Source organism: Acinetobacter sp. G18 (assembly GCF_052660225.1).
Map to the genome: position 1 here is coordinate 2905242 of NZ_CP109658.1, position 20303 is coordinate 2925544.

General features: G+C 38.8%; 20 protein-coding genes. 6 read left to right on the plus strand and 14 right to left on the minus strand.

Translation table 11 applies throughout. The features are described from left to right. Position 1 precedes the first annotated feature (1 nt). From NE363_RS13745 to pnuC, 4 genes are read right to left on the minus strand one after another with little or no spacing between them, the layout of a single operon-like run. Positions 2 to 301 carry a hypothetical protein gene (locus NE363_RS13745; RefSeq protein ID WP_445535283.1) on the minus strand — a complete coding sequence of 100 codons (300 nt, stop codon included), beginning with the start codon at positions 299 to 301 and terminating at the stop codon, positions 2 to 4. 22 nt (positions 302 to 323) lie between these two features. Then, complete coding sequence (locus NE363_RS13750; RefSeq protein WP_445535284.1) at positions 324 to 791, minus strand: hypothetical protein; 468 nt, start codon at positions 789 to 791, stop codon at positions 324 to 326. A gap of 21 nt (positions 792 to 812) precedes the next feature. Continuing rightward, a complete protein-coding gene (locus tag NE363_RS13755; RefSeq protein WP_445535285.1) occupies positions 813 to 1412 on the minus strand; it encodes a hypothetical protein in 600 nt (199 codons plus the stop codon). 46 nt (positions 1413 to 1458) lie between these two features. After that, the gene (gene pnuC, locus NE363_RS13760) at positions 1459 to 2049 is read right to left on the minus strand and encodes a nicotinamide riboside transporter PnuC (protein WP_134262887.1); all 591 of its coding nucleotides are present in this window, start codon (positions 2047 to 2049) and stop codon (positions 1459 to 1461) included. Between the two features lie 403 nt (positions 2050 to 2452). Here pnuC and NE363_RS13765 point away from each other — a divergent pair, with 403 nt between their 5' ends. Next, the gene (locus NE363_RS13765; protein WP_216985514.1) at positions 2453 to 3397 is read left to right on the plus strand and encodes a DMT family transporter; all 945 of its coding nucleotides are present in this window, start codon (positions 2453 to 2455) and stop codon (positions 3395 to 3397) included. A gap of 158 nt (positions 3398 to 3555) precedes the next feature. Then, entirely contained in the window at positions 3556 to 4344 is a 789-nt protein-coding gene (locus tag NE363_RS13770) for a crotonase/enoyl-CoA hydratase family protein (protein WP_151684668.1), read from the plus strand. Positions 4345 to 4449: 105 nt separating this feature from the next. On the opposite strand, the gene pgaD is transcribed toward NE363_RS13770, so the two are convergent. The 5 genes from pgaD to NE363_RS13795 all read right to left on the minus strand — a co-directional run bounded on the left by pgaD (position 4450) and on the right by NE363_RS13795 (position 9416). Continuing rightward, positions 4450 to 4869: a poly-beta-1,6-N-acetyl-D-glucosamine biosynthesis protein PgaD gene (gene pgaD / locus NE363_RS13775; RefSeq protein WP_445535286.1), complete on the minus strand. Its 420-nt coding sequence runs from the start codon at positions 4867 to 4869 to the stop codon at positions 4450 to 4452. 86 nt (positions 4870 to 4955) lie between these two features. Further along, on the minus strand, positions 4956 to 6212 hold the full coding sequence (gene pgaC / locus NE363_RS13780; protein WP_004703185.1) for a poly-beta-1,6-N-acetyl-D-glucosamine synthase: 1257 nt from the start codon (positions 6210 to 6212) through the stop codon (positions 4956 to 4958). Between the two features lie 13 nt (positions 6213 to 6225). Next, a complete protein-coding gene (pgaB, locus tag NE363_RS13785) occupies positions 6226 to 8220 on the minus strand; it encodes a poly-beta-1,6-N-acetyl-D-glucosamine N-deacetylase PgaB (protein ID WP_077163508.1) in 1995 nt (664 codons plus the stop codon). A 236-nt stretch (positions 8221 to 8456) separates the two neighbouring features. Next, positions 8457 to 8798 carry an FKBP-type peptidyl-prolyl cis-trans isomerase gene (locus NE363_RS13790; RefSeq protein WP_445535287.1) on the minus strand — a complete coding sequence of 114 codons (342 nt, stop codon included), beginning with the start codon at positions 8796 to 8798 and terminating at the stop codon, positions 8457 to 8459. An 87-nt stretch (positions 8799 to 8885) separates the two neighbouring features. After that, positions 8886 to 9416: a YaeQ family protein gene (locus NE363_RS13795; RefSeq protein WP_039254128.1), complete on the minus strand. Its 531-nt coding sequence runs from the start codon at positions 9414 to 9416 to the stop codon at positions 8886 to 8888. A 190-nt stretch (positions 9417 to 9606) separates the two neighbouring features. Here NE363_RS13795 and dctA point away from each other — a divergent pair, with 190 nt between their 5' ends. After that, positions 9607 to 10869: a C4-dicarboxylate transporter DctA gene (gene dctA, locus NE363_RS13800; RefSeq protein ID WP_445535288.1), complete on the plus strand. Its 1263-nt coding sequence runs from the start codon at positions 9607 to 9609 to the stop codon at positions 10867 to 10869. 42 nt (positions 10870 to 10911) lie between these two features. On the opposite strand, the gene NE363_RS13805 is transcribed toward dctA, so the two are convergent. Further along, positions 10912 to 11910: a CobW family GTP-binding protein gene (locus NE363_RS13805; protein WP_445535289.1), complete on the minus strand. Its 999-nt coding sequence runs from the start codon at positions 11908 to 11910 to the stop codon at positions 10912 to 10914. 500 nt (positions 11911 to 12410) lie between these two features. Between NE363_RS13805 and NE363_RS13810 the strand changes: the two genes are divergently transcribed. Continuing rightward, entirely contained in the window at positions 12411 to 12605 is a 195-nt protein-coding gene (locus tag NE363_RS13810; RefSeq protein ID WP_004703197.1) for a hypothetical protein, read from the plus strand. 127 nt (positions 12606 to 12732) lie between these two features. Here the strand turns inward: NE363_RS13810 and NE363_RS13815 are convergent, their stop codons facing one another. The 4 genes from NE363_RS13815 to NE363_RS13830 form a co-directional block, all read right to left on the minus strand. Beyond that, positions 12733 to 13248 carry an acyl-CoA thioesterase gene (locus tag NE363_RS13815; RefSeq protein WP_004703199.1) on the minus strand — a complete coding sequence of 172 codons (516 nt, stop codon included), beginning with the start codon at positions 13246 to 13248 and terminating at the stop codon, positions 12733 to 12735. A 258-nt stretch (positions 13249 to 13506) separates the two neighbouring features. Continuing rightward, positions 13507 to 14121, minus strand: coding sequence for a MarC family protein (locus NE363_RS13820; protein ID WP_004703201.1), 615 nt, complete (start codon positions 14119 to 14121; stop codon positions 13507 to 13509). An 11-nt stretch (positions 14122 to 14132) separates the two neighbouring features. Further along, the gene (locus tag NE363_RS13825; RefSeq protein WP_004703202.1) at positions 14133 to 16199 is read right to left on the minus strand and encodes a choline transporter; all 2067 of its coding nucleotides are present in this window, start codon (positions 16197 to 16199) and stop codon (positions 14133 to 14135) included. A 117-nt stretch (positions 16200 to 16316) separates the two neighbouring features. Beyond that, complete coding sequence (locus NE363_RS13830) at positions 16317 to 17939, minus strand: BCCT family transporter (protein ID WP_445535290.1); 1623 nt, start codon at positions 17937 to 17939, stop codon at positions 16317 to 16319. Positions 17940 to 18203: 264 nt separating this feature from the next. Between NE363_RS13830 and betI the strand changes: the two genes are divergently transcribed. Together betI and betB are read left to right on the plus strand one after the other, a co-directional pair. After that, entirely contained in the window at positions 18204 to 18827 is a 624-nt protein-coding gene (betI, locus tag NE363_RS13835) for a transcriptional regulator BetI (RefSeq protein WP_005070763.1), read from the plus strand. Then, on the plus strand, positions 18820 to 20292 hold the full coding sequence (gene betB / locus NE363_RS13840; protein ID WP_445535291.1) for a betaine-aldehyde dehydrogenase: 1473 nt from the start codon (positions 18820 to 18822) through the stop codon (positions 20290 to 20292). Before betI ends, betB begins: the two co-directional genes overlap by 8 nt. Positions 20293 to 20303: the final 11 nt, after the last annotated feature.

The window sequence follows — 20303 nt, forward strand, 5'->3', positions numbered from 1 at the left end:
ATTAAAAATCACGCTTAAAAATTTCACCATTCATATCCTGAAAACACAGTGTTGAATAATTTTCTTTAATATCAAACTTTAAGTACTGCTGTTTAAATTGCACCACTGCATAAAACTCTTCAGCACCATCATCTAAACCTGTCGCAGAGACCTGAGTGCCTTGTGGAAAATCCTTGAACCATGCAGCCTTATAAAAATCTGACACCGAATTAAAATCTATATATTTTGTGGGTTCGGCCATAATTTTTTGGGCCATCGCATCAAACTGTTGCTGTTTATATATGACTAAATTCAGGATCATGGTTATTCTTAAAGGTTAATCATTAGCAGTCATCAATAGAGTGCGTATAGTAATCTAGTTTTCCATTACGGAAATGAAAGTGTAAGCCATCATTACTACCTTCCCAAGGAAATATAGAGTAAGTATGATTTTCAGATATAACTATTTGCTTACCAAAAAACTTTTTAAAATCATTCTCGGTAGTTAAATGATTAAATAATCGAGAACCATACTTTAGACCATTTTGCTGGCTTACATATACCTTATCTAAAGATCCCGTAGAGAGTATCACTCCATCTTCATATACCCATTGATCTGGAAAATAACCACCATTACATTCATCAGCTTCACCTTTAATAACCTGCTTTGGCTTTTTCAGATTATTTAAAGGAATATCAAAACTGTTTAATACCTTACCATGCCATAAAGGTTTAATACTTACTTGCGCATAAGAGGTAGTTGCTACTAAAAAACCAATACAAAATAAAAATATATGAGTTAAATTTTTCATAAAAATCCATAAATTAATGATTTAAAAGTTTTGTGCCTTAGTCTTCTTAATAATCAAACCTTTTTGTTTGTCTTTCATAATGATTAAAGGAGACCCAACTTTTTTAGTTTTGGTATTATTCAAATATTTTTTCTTCTGTAAATAAATCAGTTTGTCTTTAATAAAGCTATCTATGGAAGTTTCATCATCCGTATAATAACTAATATCTTGTGTATAAATATTTGACCAGTCCGCTACCCAAAAAATAATAAAATTTCCACCACGCTCCTGATAATTGTCTATTGCAAAGGTTTCAGAATCAATTTTATGTATAGTCTGGCCTGCTATTGAGGATATATCCTGAGTTTGCGCTTTAAAATAATAGGTTTTATTTTTATCTAAATTGATAGCAAATACATTATAGCCTAGCGCATCAGCTATATCAGGCTTAAAGCAAGAATAGCTTTGTATTTTTACCTGTGCCGTCTGTATAGCTAATTTATTATTTTCAGCAGCTTCATCTTTCTGACATGAATCCGGTAATTTACTAAGCTGCTTTAAAGGAACAGCGTTAACCTGAGCATTTGCATAACCAGAAAAAAGGAATAAACAAAATAAAAATTTTTTTAAAGTACGAGTCATCAAATAATTTCCAAAGAGGATTATTGTTTTAATATTTTCTCATACATTAAATAGTTTTTTTCAGATCTATATGGTCAACCTGCTTTCTTTTAACCTTTTCCCATTGATACCAACCATAAGCTGCCATTAACACAAAGGCTGCATATAAGGCTGAAGTTAAAAATAGATCTTTATAAATAAACATACCCACATAAATAATGTCGACAAATACCCAAAGTATCCAAGTTGCAATATGTTTTCGGCTGGTCCAATAAGTTGCAAGCAAACTAAATGCGGCAAGCTGCGAGTCGAGCATAGGCACTGCGGCATCGGTAAAGTTTTTAAGTATCAAACCAAATAGTAAGCCACCTATCGCAGCAATTATCATTTGAATGATAGCGGTTTGAACTGCGATAGGTTCAATTCGAATGTCGTGATCTTGCTGCTTTCCTTTGAGCCAATAGTAAAAACCATAAAAATTTACAGCCATAAAAAAGAACTGCAAAATCGTTTCACCATAAAGCTTAAATTCATAAAACAAATAGGCGTATAGAACAAAGGCAAAGAAATTAAACAGCCAGCACCACATATTTCGAATTACAGTTAATCCGACTCCAATTAGACTAATTAAGACCGCAAAGATTTCTAGAGGTGACATAAGAGCAGCTGCTTATTGAGATCAATTTGACGAGGTATTATGAGAAAAATATGGGGCTAAGCAAACAACTAATTTAACGTATTCAAAAAAATCTATATTCCACGCTTGAATCTCATTTGTACTTTTCTGTTTATATGTTATAAAAATATCATCTATATTTTTAATATACTTATCATGTTTTTATCTAAAGCCCATTATTGTCTAGCGCGTCAATTCCACGCCTCAGAGATGATGCTCTGTGTGGTCAATTGCCGACGCCCTTATTTCGGACAATTTGGCGCTTTAAATAAAAAAATCAAGAAGTTACTTACATAATATTTCCTCTGATTTTTCTTAAAAAGCCGCCATAAAAAGCGGCTTTTTTTATGCCCGTTCATCCTACAAAATATCACTGGAGCTCTATATGAAGCCTTTATTTGAACAACAGAGTACATCCAGCCCGCAGATTCAGCCGGCTGTAGCATTACCTTCATCTCCGACTCGACTCGCTACAGCCGGCCAATTTATTGCGGTCATTGTTATTTGGTCGCTTACACCACTCGCCGCCGTCTGGACAGTACAAGAACTTCACTGGGCATGGGGATTATTCCTTCGCTTTAGTATCGCTATTCCGATTGCTTTACTGTGTCTAAAATTTTTCCGTTTAAAACTGATCTTTAGTAAAAAAGCGGTTTTAAGCTACTGTGCAGGAGCCATTGGTTTATTTGGTTCCATGGCTTTTTGCTACATGGGTGCAGATAAAGTTCCATCAGCCATTATTTCAATTATTTACGGCACCTCTCCGTTAGTATCTGGGCTTGTCAGTTCTTTTGTATTAGGGCGTGAGCGTTTTTCATCATGGCAGTGGCTTGGTCTCGGTATTGCGCTTGTCGGGATGAGTTTTACATTAGGGCTATCTTCATCAGGTTTTCAGCTCAACAGTATTGGTATTATGCTAGAGCTAATCGCTATGCTGTTTTATGTATTGTCGACTTTTGCCGTAAAATCTGTCGGAGCGCATATTCACCCCATTATACAAATGACGGGTTCTAGCCTTGTCTCGTGGGTAGGTTACGCATGCTTGTTGCCTTTCTTCTGGTCACATCTTCCAACTGAACTTCCAAGTCTGAAAATTTCACTCGCGGTCTTCTATAGTGCTGTCTTTTCTTCTGTACTTGCCATGATTTTTTATTATCAACTCATTAAGGTACTCCAACCGACGACGGTACTACTTATTACAATTATCACCCCTGTTTTAGCCACCTTTTGGGGAACATGGTTCAACCATGAACAACTTAGCTCACATCTTGTTTTAGGTTTAACCCTGTTATGTCTAGGGCTATTAATGTATTCAAGGCGCTCTGCATAAACTTGCTCAACCTGATACATCTATGCGTCAGGTTGACTTTTGACGAGTATTGACAGCATGCTTTTATTTTCACTTACCAAGTCATCAACAAATTGTATTTGATCGTTTTTAAATGATTGTTTAAAAGATAATGAAACACAAATAAAGAGCGCGACAATATGTCAAATCAAGAAGGAAAAGTCAGCCGTGAAACTCGAGGACATATTTTTTTAATTGGTTTAGATCGGGCAGCAAAACGCAATGCCTTTGATAGCCACCTCATTAAAGATTTATCTCTAGCGCTTACAGAATATGAAAATAATGATGCTCTGCGCTGTGCGATTATTTTTGCTCATGGCGACCATTTTACGGCGGGTTTAGATTTAGTTGAGTTACAACCTAAGCTTGCTACAGGCGTGTTCGATTTTAATGATGAAGAAATTAACCCATGGGGTACAGTTGGCCGAAAACTGAGTAAACCATTAATTGTAGCTGTACAGGGCTACTGTTATACCGCGGGTATCGAACTATTTCTTAATGCAGATCTTGCAATTGCAAGTGAAAATACTCAATTTGCGCAAATGGAAGTCCAACGTGGCATCTTACCTTTTGGCGGCGCGACTGCTCGCTTTACTCAAGCTGCTGGTTGGGCCAAAGCGATGCGTTATTTACTCACTGGAGACTCTTTCGATGCAAAAGCAGCATTTGATATGAATCTGATTACAGAAATATGCCCTGAAGGGACGGAGCTTAACCGTGCGATAGAACTTGCGGAACATATTTCCCAAGCGGCGCCACTTGCTGTCAAAGCCACTCTTGCCTCTGCACGCGAAGCCATTAATGAAGGCTATGAGGTTGCTTTTGATCAATTGCAAACTCATTTACAGCCTTTGCTGACCACAGAAGATGTTCAAGAAGGTGTTTTTGCCATGTTGCAAAAGCGTCCACCTGTTTTCAAAGGTAAATAAAGCCTACTTAGACATAGCTTTCAAGATTTAAAACTTATTACTCTCTAAAAACATATATGTAAAAAGAAAGCCCACATGATGTGGGCTTTCTTGAATTAATTTGGCTTATTCAACTCTAACAATTTTACCAAATTCATCGTGGTGAACTATCGTAATTTTTTGGCTACGTCCCTGCTCAATTTCTTGCTTAGGTAAATCAAAGTAGCGTGCATAATCATCTGTCTGCTTCATGTCAAGTTCATCACCACCCACACGGCGTTCAGGCAAAATATGACTCCATAGCAACAAACCAATTGCACAAGCAATGAGTGCTGTAAAGCCATGCTCAATTCCCACACCAAAGGCACTAAATAAACGGTGTACCAAATGTGTTTTTTGTAGTTCAACCAATAGCCATACAAACACGAACGGACGCCACAACAACAACCAACCGCCCCACATCATGGCTGTGCTTGTTGTAGAAACATAGCGCTTGTGCCACGGTAATTGACGACGTAAATCAATAATCAACGAATTTGTCTTCATTTCTCTTTTACCTAACGAAGTGCTGCGGTTTTCCCCAGACATCAATACAGCACGATCTTTAAAATCTCATGACTCTTGCATTTCATCTAACGAATGCCCCGATCCGGGCTCACCCAACGTGCTCGTTTCTCATCTCCACGTCGTAAGACTTTTGGAAATGCCACAATGGTTGCCGAAATGGTGATTAGCCAAAAGACCAATGGATACCAAATCATCCAGAAATAGTTTTTTCCTAGATTCGGTTCATAACGACTATCCATCCATTTGCTTAAAGCAAACTGAATTAGACAGGTTGCCCCCAATAAAATACCTGTACCATACGGTAAAAATGGGGAACTCACAACGGCCAATGCAGGGACTGGGAAAATAAAATGTACCAACCACAATAAAGCCATTGCCAGCATTAAATATGACCAGACTAAAGTTAAGCAAAGCTCAAACATTAAAGGCCATAAAAAATTCAATTTTGGTTTGGTGAACACATCAATATTTTTAATTAATACCTGTGCCCCACCCATTGCCCAACGTAAACGCTGTTTCCACAATCCGTTTAATGTTTCAGGCATTAAAATCCAGACCAAGGCATTCGGTTCAAAACGAATGTCCCAGCCTGCACGTTGCAATTTCCAAGTAATATCAATGTCTTCGGTCAACATATTTGGTGACCAATAATCGACTTGGTGAACAGCACTTTTACGGAAAGCCGTAATTACACCAGACACCGTAAACAAACGACCAAATGTACGCTGAGCACGTTTAATCATTCCCACAATCGAAGAAAACTCACCGACTTGAATACGTCCTAACAAAGTTGAACGCGTACGAATACGTGGGTTTCCAGTTACGGCTGCAACTGTTGGATTCTGAAGAAAATGACGAATCATCCATTTTGCTGCATGCGGGTCAAGCAAAGCATCCCCATCGATACCAATTAAAAACTCGGCATCGGTCATGAGGCTACCAGCCTGTAGGCCCATTGCTTTACCTTGGTTTTGTGCAAGGTGAACAACACGAAGTTTTTCGTATTGTTCAGCTAAACGATCTAGGACTTCACCCGTATTATCCGAACTACCATCGTTAATCGCAATGACTTCAAAATTAGGGTAATCCAATTTTAAAGCGTGACTAATGGTTTCCTCTGCATTATCGCCTTCGTTAAAGCAAGGAATAAGTACAGCAACTTTCGGATAGCTTTCTAATGGAGCCGGTTGATCGTAAGGTGGAGCCTTACGTTCTTTCCAATAGAAAATGATCGCACCAATCATCCATAGATATGACATAAACAATGGATAATAAAAAACGAACTTTAGAGCCTGCGACCATATTGCAGCAAAGATTGTCATGTTTCAGCCTCGTCTACGGCACAAGACGAGATGACTTTTCAGCAAATGCTTTATGCATCACGTTCACGTCCGGATGATCTTTAATTGGGTCATCTGGGTAATATGCAACATGCATTGCACCTTGTTCATAGAGAGAGTGAATTGTCGCAGCCATTTCAGTTGAAGGTACCTTTTCGTTATTACGCCAGTTCGTTGCTTGTAGCTCAAAAACTGTTTTCTTAATGCCATTTGGATACTGTTTCACACGATCAACCATATCTTTATAGAATTGATCTTGGTTCTTCACTTGCTCCATATAAGGCATCGCCATAATAGCAGTAAAATCATAACGGTTTAATGACTCTTCAAGTGACTGAGAGTACCAATTTTCCGCATATGGTTTTAAAGCCACTTGTGCATATAAATTACGTGCTGTAAGCAGGAATGGCTCATACTGACGAACCTCACCAACAAGCTCCATCGCAAAATCATCTAAATATCTTGTTTTATATGCAGTCCACTTCTGCAAATCTTCGTCATTTGCACGAATTTTTGCCAAGTCTGTTGGTAAACCTTGTTTCGCATAAGCTTTTAAGGCATCTGGGCTTGCATCTTCATAATCAGACAGAGTCACATCGTCATGGAATAAAATTCCATTGAAAGACGATGACTTCGCTAAATCTTCATATATTTCACGGATAGTTTGACGCGCTTCAGGTGAAAAAGGACTTAAGCGAATGTATCCCATATTGAGATGCTCACTCGTTTTATCCTGCTGGGTTACAACCAAATCTTTTGATACAGGATCAGTTTTTGGTAGTTCCCATGCCAATAAAGGCATCCACGCATAAATACGGCTTACAGGCGTACGTGTTTGAATTTGCCATGCAACACGGTTGAATAGATCAGCACGCATAGGAATATGTCGATTTGGGAAGTATACCATATCGGCAGAACCATTAGCATCTGCATCAGAGAAAGCTTGTAAATAAACCGTGTTTACGCCCATCGCATTAATACGGTCGAGTAGATTACCTAAATTACGCTCTTGTTGTTTCGGATCTGGATCATAAATATAGTCCAGATCAACATGCATAATTTTTTGCGGGCGATTGTTATCCGTTAAGTTTAATTCACGGTTTTTAATCTCTTGAGCCAAATCATTGGTACTCATTCCGCCTTCTACCAAAATACGGCTCATATTCTGTAGAGATTGTTTAGCATGATCTGCTCCATCATCAAGTGTGATGGTAATTGGCATACCAAGCTTTTTAGCAATCTGGACCGTTTGCATATTGTAGCGACCGTATGGCCAAACCATAATACGTGGCGAACGTATACCATGTTGTTTGAGCAACTGATTATTCTTTTTCAAATCATTATAGATTCGAGCCTGATACTGGCTGTCGTTTTCATATGTTTTAGTTTTATCATCATAAAAACGTGTGGTTGCCGCAGGTTCAGAGTTTCCTTGTGGATTACCATTAATACCACGGTGTAAGTGATAGCTATGGCTTGCAATTTCAACAAAACCGCTATCTTGCATCTCTTTAAGTTCAGGCCAGCTTAAGATTTTATCACGTGGAATTTCTTCACCAGAAAAATCTACCTTCTGATTTTCTTTTGGCTCTAACCATGAACCAACAACAGCAAGTACTACTGGTATTTTCTTAGCCTTAATCACTGGATAAGCATTTTGATAAAAAGTCTGATAACCATCATCTACAGTTAATAAAACCGGTTTGCTTGGCAGTGCAACTTTACCCTGATGAGCGCGAATTAACTGGTCTACAGTAATGAAATGGAAACCGTTTTTTTGCAGCCAATCGATATGCTCACTAAATTGTTTCGTAGTCACCGCATATTGAGGAATTAAGGCATTCTTAGTATCGGTAATTTCATGATAGCCAATAACAGTAAGTTCTGAAGCATCTATTTTAGGAGGAGCAGCTAATGCCATACCTGACAAGCCTGCTAAAGCCAAGCCAAGCGTTAGATTCAACAAAGGAGATGCAAAGCGGGTAATCATGAAATAGCGTCTCAATAGCAATATAGATTATTTATGTGAAATTTAAACTTAAGAACTAAAACCGACGTCTATTTAGCCCTTAAGTTTAAACTGCCCCAAATGAACAGTTTTTCAGTTCACCTTTATAATCAAATAAACTGAAAATAATCTTAAATATTCAAAAAGCTAAAATATAAATAACGAATATATTCATATTTAAAGCTTATATAACAAAATCAAAAGGTAAAATTTTGATTTCATTCATCTCGAGTTTTTACGTCAAATAACTCAATTTCAAAAATCAAATTTGAGTTCGCCGGAATAACTTTGCCCATTTTGCGTTCCCCATAAGCTAAATACGCAGGAACAATAAGTTTACGTTTTCCGCCAACTTTCATTCCCATGATGCCTTGGTCCCAACCTTTAATCACACGGCCTGTACCAATGACACATTCGAAATAATTTCCGCGGTCAATTGAAGAGTCGAATTTAGTACCGTCTTCTAACCAACCTGTATAGTGAGTAGTAATTAAGGCACCTTTAACCGCTTCCTTACCTTCGCCTACTTTTAAATCGATAATTTCTAATTCAGTGATCATAACATTTCCGTTTCATTTAAATTCACAGCCCAGACTCAATCTTTAGTCTAGCAACTAGTTTTGTAAATTTTGTTGCGCTTTCCAATTTTACTGTAATTGGGTCCACACTACATTTGCTTGGCCATTTTCGCCTAGTAAAGTCCACTCAGAGTCCATAACGTTTAACTGTAACTGCATCGTACGTTCACAAAGCTGTTCTAACTCTGCTGTACTTTCAGGTGCAATTTGCCAAACTTGGACATTACTTAATGTTTTAATTTTACTGTTTCTCTTCCACCAGTCTTCGACCTGTGAACCATACGCAACAATTGCTACAGCTTTACAACGAGCACTGGCTTTTTTCACTTTATCTTCAGAAGGTAAACCGACTTCAATCCAATTTTCTAACTGACCTGTTAAGTCTTTTTGCCAAAGTGCAGGCTCATCAGTTTCAAAAAGGTCTTTAGTAAATTCAAGACTGTCACTTGCAAAACGTGCAAATGCCATAACACGAACCATTAACCGTTCTAAAGTTTCTGAAGGATGCAATGCAAGCGTCAATTGATAATCGCCATAGATATGGTCATCCATATTGGCAATATTCAAGTCTGCCTTATAAATTGTTGCTTTAAGCGCCATGGTTAATATGTCCAAAAATTTGGCGCTAAGAATACTCGATTTCAATTAAAAAATTATAGAAAAAACGCAGTAACACAAAACTTCTTTCACTCTAAATTTGCATCTTCTTCCAAAACATCCAAGCGCTTTCCAAGTTGGCGGGCTTTTTGCTTTAAAGGGTTTGTATTCCTCTCTTTTGATTTGATGACTTATGTGGCAAAAACTTAAACGTAGTTTATTCCTACAAGTTCTCTGCGCTCTCTTCCTCGGTATTGCAGTAGGACTTGCTTTTCATGACTTCTCTCTAGCTTTAAAACCCCTTGGTGATGGTTTTATTTCACTGATTAAAATGTTGATTGCACCAATTGTATTTTGTGTCGTAGTACTGGGAATTTATGGTGCAAACGATATTAAAAAAATGGGCAAAGTCGGTGCAAAAACGATTCTCTATTTTGAAGTAGTCACAAGTATTGCTTTAATTTTGGGAATTATTGTTGCTTATGTCTTTAAACCGGGCGTCGGTATGAATATTCATATTAGTCATTTAGATGCTAAAGATTTAAGTACCTATACCGAACGTGCTCACGACATGCATACAGGTTCAGATTTTCTTCTTAATATTATTCCAAAAACATTTACTAGCGCTTTTGCCAACGGCGATATTTTACAAGTTTTACTCATCGCGATTTTATTTGGCGTATCTCTACTTTTAATTCCTAAACATTTAGCAGAGCTAGTACGTCAGGCACTTGAAGCTTTCTCTGAAGTCTTCTTTAAAATTATGGGGCTAATCATTCGCTTAGCTCCAATTGGGGTGTTCGGTTCAGTTGCCTATACTACTGCAAAATTTGGATCAAACTCACTCCTACAACTCGGTTATTTAGTTTTACTCTTTTATGCAACCTGCATTTTATTTGTTGTCATTGTTCTAGGTTTAATTCTAAAGCTTACTGGCCTCAACATTTTCAAATTTGTAGGCTATTTTAAAGATGAACTTGCCATTGTTTTAGGTACTGCCTCTTCCGACTCAGTTCTTCCTCAAGTCATGAAAAAGCTTAAAAACCTAGGCATAAAAGACTCAACAGTCGGTCTAGTCATCCCAACCGGTTATTCTTTTAACTTAGATGGCTTTTCCATTTATTTAACATTAGGAGTGATTTTTATTGCGCAGGCCTGCAATATTGATCTCTCTATACATGACTTATTAGCTATTTTGCTGGTTTCACTGATTACCTCTAAAGGTGCGCATGGTATTCCAGGGTCAGCTTTAGTTATTCTTGCGGCGACACTTTCAGTTATTCCAAGCTTACCTGCAATTGGTTTAGTGCTTTTATTGTCTGTAGATTGGTTTATCGGGATTATCCGTGCCTGTACCAACTTAATTGGTAACTGTGTTGCGACCGTAGTCATTGCACATTGGGAAAAAGACATTGACCATGCTCAAGCGAAAGCTGTACTCGACATTAAAAAATAGATGAAGATTTTTGAGAACATTGAGCTATCTTTTCAATGTTCTCTATTCATCAATTCTGCAAGTTAATAACTCAGTTTCAAATGCCAGCCAGTCATGTTCATGTTGGCTAATGATTTCAATACGGTTATCAATGCCTTCTTCACCAGACTTATAATTAAACTGTTCAGGATTAAAGTTAAAGGTCTTCCACCCCTGATCTGTATGAAAAATTCCCTTAATACGCAGCCAGTCTTGCTGTGCGCAGAGTAAATCGAGCAAAGCATAAAATTCGAATTTCCAACGCTTAGGTAATTTCCAGCCTGCAACAGTATATCCCTGCGCTGACTCAACATAGTGATAAGGCAATTGACGAATTTCTTTTGCTACTTCAGCTTGACTCATCTGCTTTTGAAGCTTAAGTAAAGGTTGTATAGAGCGTGCGGTTAAACAAGCAGCGACATCAATTTGTTCTAGTTCGAGTTGACCATGCTCTGTCGTTAACCATTGTTGTTGATAAGGTTGATACTCTTGTTTCAATTGGTCTAATGCTTGTTCATCTTCAAAAGACATCGTATCAGCATGAGAAACCACAACAATCTGGGCAGCTTTCAACTGATCCTCATAAAGATTTTGCTTAACCCAATTGGTGTCATGCAAACGGCTACCATCCACAACCGTGACTAATGCACGCATAGCCAAGCTGTTTTGCCAATGAGGTTCTGTTAACTGATCAAACAGTTGCGAAGGATGTCCAAGCCCTGTAGGTTCAATAAAGAGTCGGTCTGGTTTTTGTTCACTTAGCAAACGAGCCAAAGCAATATGCATGGGGAGTTGGCTACTACAACATAAACACCCACCTAATAATTCTTTTATGGCATAGCCTTGTTCTTGCGGTAAAAGTTGTTGGTCGACTCCAATTTGCCCAAACTCATTCATTAAGACCACCCACACTTCATCTTTGGGTTTCTGACTTAATAAATGCTGTAATAATGTGGTTTTCCCTGCCCCTAAAAATCCTGAAATAATATGGGTAGGAACAGTTTTTTGGGGAATCAGTTTCACAAGCAACTCAAATCAACAAGGTTCAAAAAAACTAGGAAAGGTATATCACTGTTTAAGTGGCATGAAAATGATTTTTCTTTTTGGCGTCATCTTTTTAAAAAGTGGGTAAAAACATTAAATATGAGAATAAAGTCTCATTACTTATCTAAATTTACTTTAAATAATTTATTATCAAACGGAATATTCTATTTTAAGGCATTCATAATTCATACCAGAGTGTTTTGTTTACGTAACCAACCTGACTTTTTTTTATTCAACATGAAATATTTTTTCACATTTTAAACGTTCAACCAGCGCGGTAATTTTACAGTAGACGCACATAAACGGCCCGTATATTTCATATTGTTAAGATAGCCGTAATAGATTGTTAAGTTAATTGATGCAATCCAAAGCTCGGCTTAGCATGTGTCCTAGCTTAATCATTCAGCCATACAGGTTTCATATTGGTAAGAATGATTAAGTTTAATTTATTGTTTAATGAATTTTAAGGATGCCATAAAATGAAATTAGCTAAAACTTTACTTGCTACTACCCTAGCTTTAACTGCTGCTTCAACTTTCGCTGCTTCTAAACATGACAAGGTTCATGCTCCAGAAGACAAAGTTGTAGTTTCAACTCAAGAACAAGCCAACACTGCAAATGCTGCATCTGACGCTGTAGGTTCAGCTTCTGAAGCCGCTCCTGCTGCTCAATAATTATTATCTCTGTACTCTCCTCCAAGCTCAGAGATAATTTTACTGAAATGAAACAGGACGTTAAATTTCAGTGATGAAAAAAAGATCGAACCATGCTGCGGTTCGATCTTTTTTTAATTCGATCTTATTAAGACGTTTTCTTATACATGCTACAAGAAGGATTATGATTTTCTTGTAGGCGCAACACCTTACGATGCTCTGCCGCTTCAAATCGACAGCGTTTCCACTCGGTATCTAGCTTCAATTGAGGAACTTCGCGTGGTTTACCATGCTCATCAACAGAAACCATTGTGAAATAACAGCTATTGGTATGGCGAACGGTGCGCTTTTGAATATTTTGTGCTTCAACACGAATACCAACTTCCATTGAAGTACGACCTACATGGTTCACACTTGCCAAGAAGGTAACTAACTCACCTACATAAATTGGTTCTTTAAAATTCACTTTATCTACAGACAAAGTCACCACATAGCTACCCGAATAACGGCTTGCACAAGCATAGGCGACTTGGTCTAACAGCTTAAGAATTGTTCCACCATGAACATTACCTGAAAAATTTGCCATATCAGGGGTCATTAAAACTGACATGGTTAATTCTGACTGATCATCAGTTACGGTTGTCATTTCATCTAATGTAGGCATGACTCAACTCTGTCTCAAACAAGCTCAGAAACATTATGGTTGATAATTCACAAAAAAAACATGCTTAAATCCACAACATAGCATCGTATTTTTTAATATTGTTTATTCTTTTTTTGAACGAAGCTTTTTTAATCTATTATTTTTAATTATTTTTTAGTTTTTCTTAAATAAAAATTGATTGAGAAATTAAAAATAATAAAAAAGTGCTATGCCATTTTTCGATATTAAATGGCATAGCACGATGTTGATCGATACTTGCTAAACTTTATTAATCACACCTGTCACACCATTGATAATCATATCAATAGCGATCGTACCGATTAATAATGCTGATAAACGCCCAACAATATCAAAATAGCGGTCGATATGTTTGGCATGTTTATAGCGTAAATGATCATGTGAAAATTTCATCAAAATCAAAATACTACAGGTTAAAAACAACGTAAAGGCAATCACTAGGGCTGCTTCACCAATTGACATTTCTATGCCTGTGACTACAGCAGCACTAATAGTACCTGGCCCAATCATAAATGGCATAGCGATGGTTCCAGCTAAATGCTCAGGAGCACCGCGCATTTCACCAATGGTATCGGCACCCTGAAACACATAACGATAGCCAATCACCAAAAAGATCAGGCCGCCAAAAATCTGAAAGGCTTCAAAACGTACATTCAGATATTTACTAAAAATTGTTTCACCGCCCCATGCAAACAGCATGAATACAATAAAAGCAATCAAACTTCCCTGAATCAGTGCTTTATTAAACACCTTAGCTTCTGAATGGCGGATTAGGCCAATCATATAAATGCTCATTAAAAATGGATTGAGCAATGAGAAAAATAAAGCAAAAGAATGTAGATAAGGAGAAGCCATGCATTTTCCTCTTAAGCTTGTGGATCTGGGAACAATGGTCGGTTTCCAGGGCTAATACGATTGATATGCAAGAAGGTCATATGTCTTTCATATTTATCTAAAATGTCATTAATGACCTGTTCTTTACTGTAACCAACAAGGTCGTTGTCTTGAGAACCTTCATAAAGATAGGTTTCGAGACGGTAATAGAACTGTTTGCCTCGTTTTACACGCTGACTAAAGTTAGGCGCGCTATAACGGACAGGCCAAATCTGATAAACAAAGTTTTGCTCTTCTTCCAAATGAATGGTGATATCGAGGTGATATAACGCTTCTTCGTCTTCAAGTGGTGTCTGCTGTACATCTACATTCACGCCTTGCTTAATAAGCTCATCGGCAACGGCTTGCACAGCAGGCTGACAAACTGTGTCGAGCATACGTCTGGTTTCAGTTGTTCCCGGATGATGCATCACTCGGGTCAACCGCTTTTTCCAGTTAAGGATGTCGACGTTACCTACCACAGGTGCTGCATTCATACTTCGACTAGCATGCCTGTAGTCTTCAAGTCTGAGTGACTTATAAAGCCCTGCCATCACAAGGAACATTACGAAACTAAACGGTAGTCCCATAATAATGGTGGCATTTTGCAAAGCAGTAATCCCGTTGGTCATCAACATAGCAAGAGTTAATAAGCCAATGGCAATTGCCCAGAACACGCTTAACCAACGTGGTGCATCATTATCAATATGGGTGAGCTTGGTCGTGAAGTTACCTAAAACCAATGCACCAGAATCGGCAGAAGTCACATAGAATAAAAGACCAGTCACCGTCGCGATTGAAGCAATAAAAGTAAAACCCGGATACTGCGCTAACAGGTCATAGAAACCATGTGCCGGATTTGATAATACCGTTGCAGCTAAAGTTTGGTTACCTTCAAAAATTACGCTGTGTAAGGCGCTATTACCAAAAATGGATAACCACGTTAAGGTAAATAACAAAGGAATAATTAAAGTCCCGCACACGAACTCCCGAATAGTACGCCCTCTTGAGATACGTGCCAAAAAGAGTCCTACAAATGGAGACCAAGCAATCCACCATGCCCAGAAGAACAAGGTCCAACTGCTCATCCAATCTTTAGGTTGTTCAAAGGCAAAACTTTGTAAGGCTAAGGTTGGAAAACGAGTTAAATAATCACCAATATTTTGTACCAGCGCATTGAGTAAAAACTCGGTATTTCCCAAGAATAAAATAAATAGCAAAAGACCAATTGATACATAAATATTGATTTCAGACAAAATCCGAAGGCCTTTATTCACCCCAGATGTCACTGAAATAATACTAATACCGACTGCAATGGCAATGAGTGCAAACTGCATCCAGATATTCTCTGGCAGTCCTAATAAAACATGTAAACCATAGTTCAGCTGTACTACGCCAATCCCGCAGGTGGTCGCAATACCAAAAATTGTCCCAATGACGGCGGCAGTATCCACACTATGGCCAATGGCCCCATTAATCCTGTTCCCGAAAATTGGGTAAAGTGCAGAACGAATGGTAAGCGGTAAGTTATAGCGATAACTGAAATAGCCAAGTGCCATACCAATCAAGGCATACATACACCATCCAGTCAAACCATAGTGAAACAGCGTCCACACCATACTTTGACGTGCAGCTTCATAGGTCTGGCCTACGCCAACAGGTGGCTGCATATAATGAGATAATGGCTCGGCCACCGAGAAGAACATTAAATCGATACCAATACCTGCCGAAAACAGCATGGCAGACCAACTCAGTAGACTAAACTCAGGCTTTGAATGTTTAGGGCCAAGCTTAATTTCACCATATCTTGAACAGGCAATGAAAATGACAAACACCATATATAGCGTTGCAGCCAGTAAATAATACCAACCAAAGGTTGACGTTACCCACGCAAGAACGGTGTTAATGGTTCGATTTGCGAAATCGTTAAATAAAAAAGTAACGAGAGAAAAGATTAAAATGATTAGAGCTGAAATATAAAAAACCACACGGTTAAGCGGGTCTTTTTTAGATTTAGATAATGTTAAATCATCAACTGCTCTTGGATTATCTGTTGCCATACAATCCTCAAGGAATAGAAGAAAAATAAAATATTCAATTTAGTCTTTTCACTATTTAACCATAATGAAAAGACTGCTTTGAACGCAAAAAATATAAATAAATGTGATGAACCAAGATTATAAAACCTCGGTTACTTTGTTCTGGTCACAATTCGATGGAATAGAAATGTCTTTTGAAATAGCTAACTGCTTTTTCGCAACATTCGGGTCAAAATCATCTTGCTTTAAGGCTTTGGCTAGACCAAACATATAAAGCAAAATAATCACAGAAAATGGTAAACCACATAACACCACTGCACTTTGCATGGAGTTAAAACTACCTGCTAATAATAAGCCGATACTTACAATGGTAATGACCACAGACCAAAAGATGCGTAACCAGATCGGTGAATCACTATCACTGGTGCCCCCTTTCGAGGACAAATTGGCGATCATTAGTGTACCAGACCCAACAGGGGTCAAAAATAAAACGAAACAAATTACAACAACAATCCCGGCAATATATGGATTAAACGGCAGATATTCGAGTAATTTGAATAATGACAATGCTGGGTCACTTAAAACCATATCTCCTAAAACTTTATGTTTTTGATTGAGAATTAAGTAAATTGCAGTGTTTCCAAAAACTGAAATCCAAGCCAGTGTAAAGCCGAGTGGAATCAGACATACACCCAACACCACTTCACGAATGGTTCGACCTTTGGAAATTCGGGCAATAAACATTCCTACAAAAGGTGCCCAAGCAATCCACCATGCCCAATAAAACACAGTCCATGAACCCAACCATCCACTGGCTTTTTGATTGTATAAATACATATCAAAACTTTTACCCATAAAATTGTTGAGATAATCACCGACATTTTGCACAAGGCCATTTAACAAATGGTTAGTTGGCCCTGTTAAAAATACAAATAAAAGTAAAGCATAGAGCAAACGCAAATTAATACGCGATAACCATGCCAAGCCTTTTTCAATGCCGACCACTGTTGTAATGGTCGCAACACTCATCATGACGAGAACAGCTGTAATTAAGGTTGCAGAGCTATGCGGTATTTCAGGAATTAAATAACAAATGCCTGAAACTAATACTAAAGCGCCTATACCTAAATTAGTCACGAGCGAAATGACGGTTGCTAAAATACCAAAGCCATCGACAAAATCACCCACCAAGCCATGAACTCGCTTTCCGAAAATTGGATAGAGCGCCGAGCGTAGCGCGAGTGGTAAATTTTGTCTAAAAGCAAAGTAACCTAATGTCACGCCGAGCAACGCATAAAGCACCCAACCATGAATACCCCAGTGCAAAAAGCTATAGGTCATGGCATTTCGAGCAGCTTGAATAGTACCTGCCTCACCTTCTGGTGGTCTTAGAAAATGGTCAACAGGTTCAGCAACACCATAATAAAGTAGCGCGATACCAATACCTGCCGAAAACAGCATTGAGGTCCAAGCCAAATAGCCAAACTCAGGTTTGTCGTGGTCTTTTCCTAAAGGAATCTGCCCAACTTTTGAAAAGGCAAGCCACGCCACAAAGCCTAAACACAGCACAATCACCAACATGTAATACCACCCGAAAAAGTGGTTTACTTGCTCTTGTACATAGGTCAGCCAAAACTGACTTTTTTGCGGAAACAGTACAAATAACAGGCCAAAAATACCGATACTGACTGCCGAACTCCAAAATACGAAACGATTTAACCGAATATGGTTTGAAGAATATTTATCACTTTTCAACACCATCTTATTGCTCCTTGCAATCGGTGTATTTTTCTAAAATAACGTGATAAGTACTGGACTTATGCGCATCATCCTATCCGTAAGAATTTTCGATTCTATCTCTTCTTCCCCGAAGTCAGATTCAAAAATTCATTGATTTTTACATATCATACTTGTTATTGATTGAACGTTCAATCAATAACAAGTATGATAAAAAAAGTGCTATGATGCTCTGCAAGTTAACATGCTGAATTTAAAGCACCCATAAAAGTGCTGATGTGGAAAATCATGACAAAACGCAGAGTAAAACCAGAGCATGTGCGCCGTGAAGAGATTATGAACGCTGCACTCGACGTAATTTATGAAGTGGGGTTATCCAATACCACCATTGCACAAATTGCAAAAAAAGCCGAGCTGTCGACCGGCATTGTTAGCCACTATTTTGGCGACAAACAAGGGTTAATAAATACTTGTATGCAAGAAATGCTAAATGTTTTGCGTCGGAAAACCGAACAATACAGAGCAGAAGCAGATTCGCATCCGGAAAGCCAAATTAAGGCAATTATTGACTCTAACTTTGACATTAGTCAGGTCAATGAAAAAGCAATGCGGGTCTGGTTAGACTTTTGGTCAGCGAGTATGCATGTACCAGACTTAAGCCGCTTGCAAAAGATTAATGATCAACGCCTGTACTCTAACTTGAAATTTTATTTTCTTAAGTTAATGGATGAACAACAGGCCAGTGTTGCCGCTAGAGGGTTGGCAGCATTGATTGATGGATTATGGTTACGAGGCAGTTTAAGCCGTCATAACGAATTTGACAGCAATCTTGCTCGTTCCATTGCTTACGATTATGTACAAACGCAATTGCAATTTGCGAACAAGCCTTTGCAGGAGAGACAAAATGAGTGATGCACAAGTTCATCAACTGTATATCCACGGACGCTACGTTAACGCAACCAGTGGAAAAACATTTAATAGTATTAACCCTGCCAACGGCGAGACAATCGCGACTCTTCAGCAAGCTTCTGAACAAGATATTGAAGCTGCTGTACAAAGTGCCCAACAAGGACAAAGAATCTGGGCTGCCATGACTGCCATGGAACGTTCACGTATTTTACGTCGTGCTGTCGACATTCTTCGTGAACGTAATGATGAGCTTGCCCGTCTTGAAACACTCGACACAGGTAAAGCCTATAGCGAAACATCTACCGTCGATATTGTGACTGGTGCCGATGTACTCGAATATTACGCAGGACTTGCAACAGCCATTCAGGGTGAACAAGTTCCGCTTCGCGAATCAAGTTTCTTTTATACACGCCGTGAACCTTTAGGCGTGGTTGCCGGTATTGGTGCCTGGAACTATCCAATTCAAATCGCTTTATGGAAATCTGCCCCTGCTCTTGCTGCGGGTAATGCCATGATTTTCAAGCCAAGTGAAACAACCCCACTTACTGCATTTAAACTTGCAGAAATCTATACAGAAGCTGGCTTACCAGACGGTGTATTTAACGTGGTGCAAGGTGCAGGTCGTGAAATTGGTCAATGGCTCACTGAACATCCTGTAATTGAAAAAATCTCATTCACTGGTGGTGTGGAAACCGGCAAAAAAGTCATGGCAAGCGCTGCTGGCTCTACACTGAAAGAAGTGACCATGGAGCTTGGTGGGAAGTCACCACTCATTATTTGTGAAGATGCTGACCTGAACCGTGCCGCAGATATCGCGGTTATGGCGAACTTCTTTAGCTCAGGTCAAGTATGTACCAACGGTACGCGCGTATTTGTTCCAAAATCACGTTTAGCCGACTTTGAAAAAGCGGTTGTAGAGCGTGTAAAACGCATTCGCATTGGCGACCCAATGGCTGAAGACACGAACTTTGGTCCGCTCACTAGCTTCCCTCATATGGAAAAAGTGTTGTCTTTCATTGAGTCAGGCAAACAACAAGGCGCTAAGGTGTTAATTGGTGGTGGTCGTGCGACCGAAGGCGAGCTTGCGAAAGGTGCTTATGTACTACCGACTGTATTTAGCGATTGCACTGACCAGATGGCCATTGTTCAAGAAGAAATTTTTGGACCTGTCATGAGCATTTTAAGCTATGAAACCGAAGAAGAAGTCATCCGCCGTGCTAACGACACGACCTTTGGTTTAGCTGCTGGCGTAGTCACTCAAGATATTAGCCGCGCTCATCGCATTATTCACCAAATTGAAGCCGGTATTTGCTGGATTAACACGTGGGGTGAATCACCTGCCGAGATGCCAGTTGGTGGCTACAAACAATCTGGCGTGGGCCGTGAAAATGGCTTGACCACACTTGGGCACTACACCCGTATCAAATCTATTCAAGTTGAACTTGGCGATTATCAAAGCATTTTTTAATGCCTGTATCG

What these genes read in the sequence shown, in the direction of transcription:
- NE363_RS13790 (WP_445535287.1), bottom strand. Translation starts at nt 8,798, where the DNA reads ATGATCACTGAATTAGAAATTATCGATTTAAAAGTAGGCGAAGGTAAG.
- pgaC (WP_004703185.1), bottom strand. Translation starts at nt 6,212, where the DNA reads ATGACAATCTTTGCTGCAATATGGTCGCAGGCTCTAAAGTTCGTTTTT.
- NE363_RS13745 (WP_445535283.1), bottom strand. Translation starts at nt 301, where the DNA reads ATGATCCTGAATTTAGTCATATATAAACAGCAACAGTTTGATGCGATG.
- pgaD (WP_445535286.1), bottom strand. Translation starts at nt 4,869, where the DNA reads ATGAAGACAAATTCGTTGATTATTGATTTACGTCGTCAATTACCGTGG.
- pgaB (WP_077163508.1), bottom strand. Translation starts at nt 8,220, where the DNA reads ATGATTACCCGCTTTGCATCTCCTTTGTTGAATCTAACGCTTGGCTTG.
- NE363_RS13815 (WP_004703199.1), bottom strand. Translation starts at nt 13,248, where the DNA reads ATGCCTACATTAGATGAAATGACAACCGTAACTGATGATCAGTCAGAA.
- NE363_RS13795 (WP_039254128.1), bottom strand. Translation starts at nt 9,416, where the DNA reads ATGGCGCTTAAAGCAACAATTTATAAGGCAGACTTGAATATTGCCAAT.
- NE363_RS13770 (WP_151684668.1), top strand. Translation starts at nt 3,556, where the DNA reads ATGTCAAATCAAGAAGGAAAAGTCAGCCGTGAAACTCGAGGACATATT.
- NE363_RS13765 (WP_216985514.1), top strand. Translation starts at nt 2,453, where the DNA reads ATGAAGCCTTTATTTGAACAACAGAGTACATCCAGCCCGCAGATTCAG.
- NE363_RS13825 (WP_004703202.1), bottom strand. Translation starts at nt 16,199, where the DNA reads ATGGCAACAGATAATCCAAGAGCAGTTGATGATTTAACATTATCTAAA.
- pnuC (WP_134262887.1), bottom strand. Translation starts at nt 2,049, where the DNA reads ATGTCACCTCTAGAAATCTTTGCGGTCTTAATTAGTCTAATTGGAGTC.
- NE363_RS13820 (WP_004703201.1), bottom strand. Translation starts at nt 14,121, where the DNA reads ATGGCTTCTCCTTATCTACATTCTTTTGCTTTATTTTTCTCATTGCTC.
- NE363_RS13810 (WP_004703197.1), top strand. Translation starts at nt 12,411, where the DNA reads ATGAAATTAGCTAAAACTTTACTTGCTACTACCCTAGCTTTAACTGCT.
- NE363_RS13755 (WP_445535285.1), bottom strand. Translation starts at nt 1,412, where the DNA reads ATGACTCGTACTTTAAAAAAATTTTTATTTTGTTTATTCCTTTTTTCT.
- betB (WP_445535291.1), top strand. Translation starts at nt 18,820, where the DNA reads ATGAGTGATGCACAAGTTCATCAACTGTATATCCACGGACGCTACGTT.
- NE363_RS13750 (WP_445535284.1), bottom strand. Translation starts at nt 791, where the DNA reads ATGAAAAATTTAACTCATATATTTTTATTTTGTATTGGTTTTTTAGTA.
- betI (WP_005070763.1), top strand. Translation starts at nt 18,204, where the DNA reads ATGACAAAACGCAGAGTAAAACCAGAGCATGTGCGCCGTGAAGAGATT.
- dctA (WP_445535288.1), top strand. Translation starts at nt 9,607, where the DNA reads ATGTGGCAAAAACTTAAACGTAGTTTATTCCTACAAGTTCTCTGCGCT.
- NE363_RS13830 (WP_445535290.1), bottom strand. Translation starts at nt 17,939, where the DNA reads ATGGTGTTGAAAAGTGATAAATATTCTTCAAACCATATTCGGTTAAAT.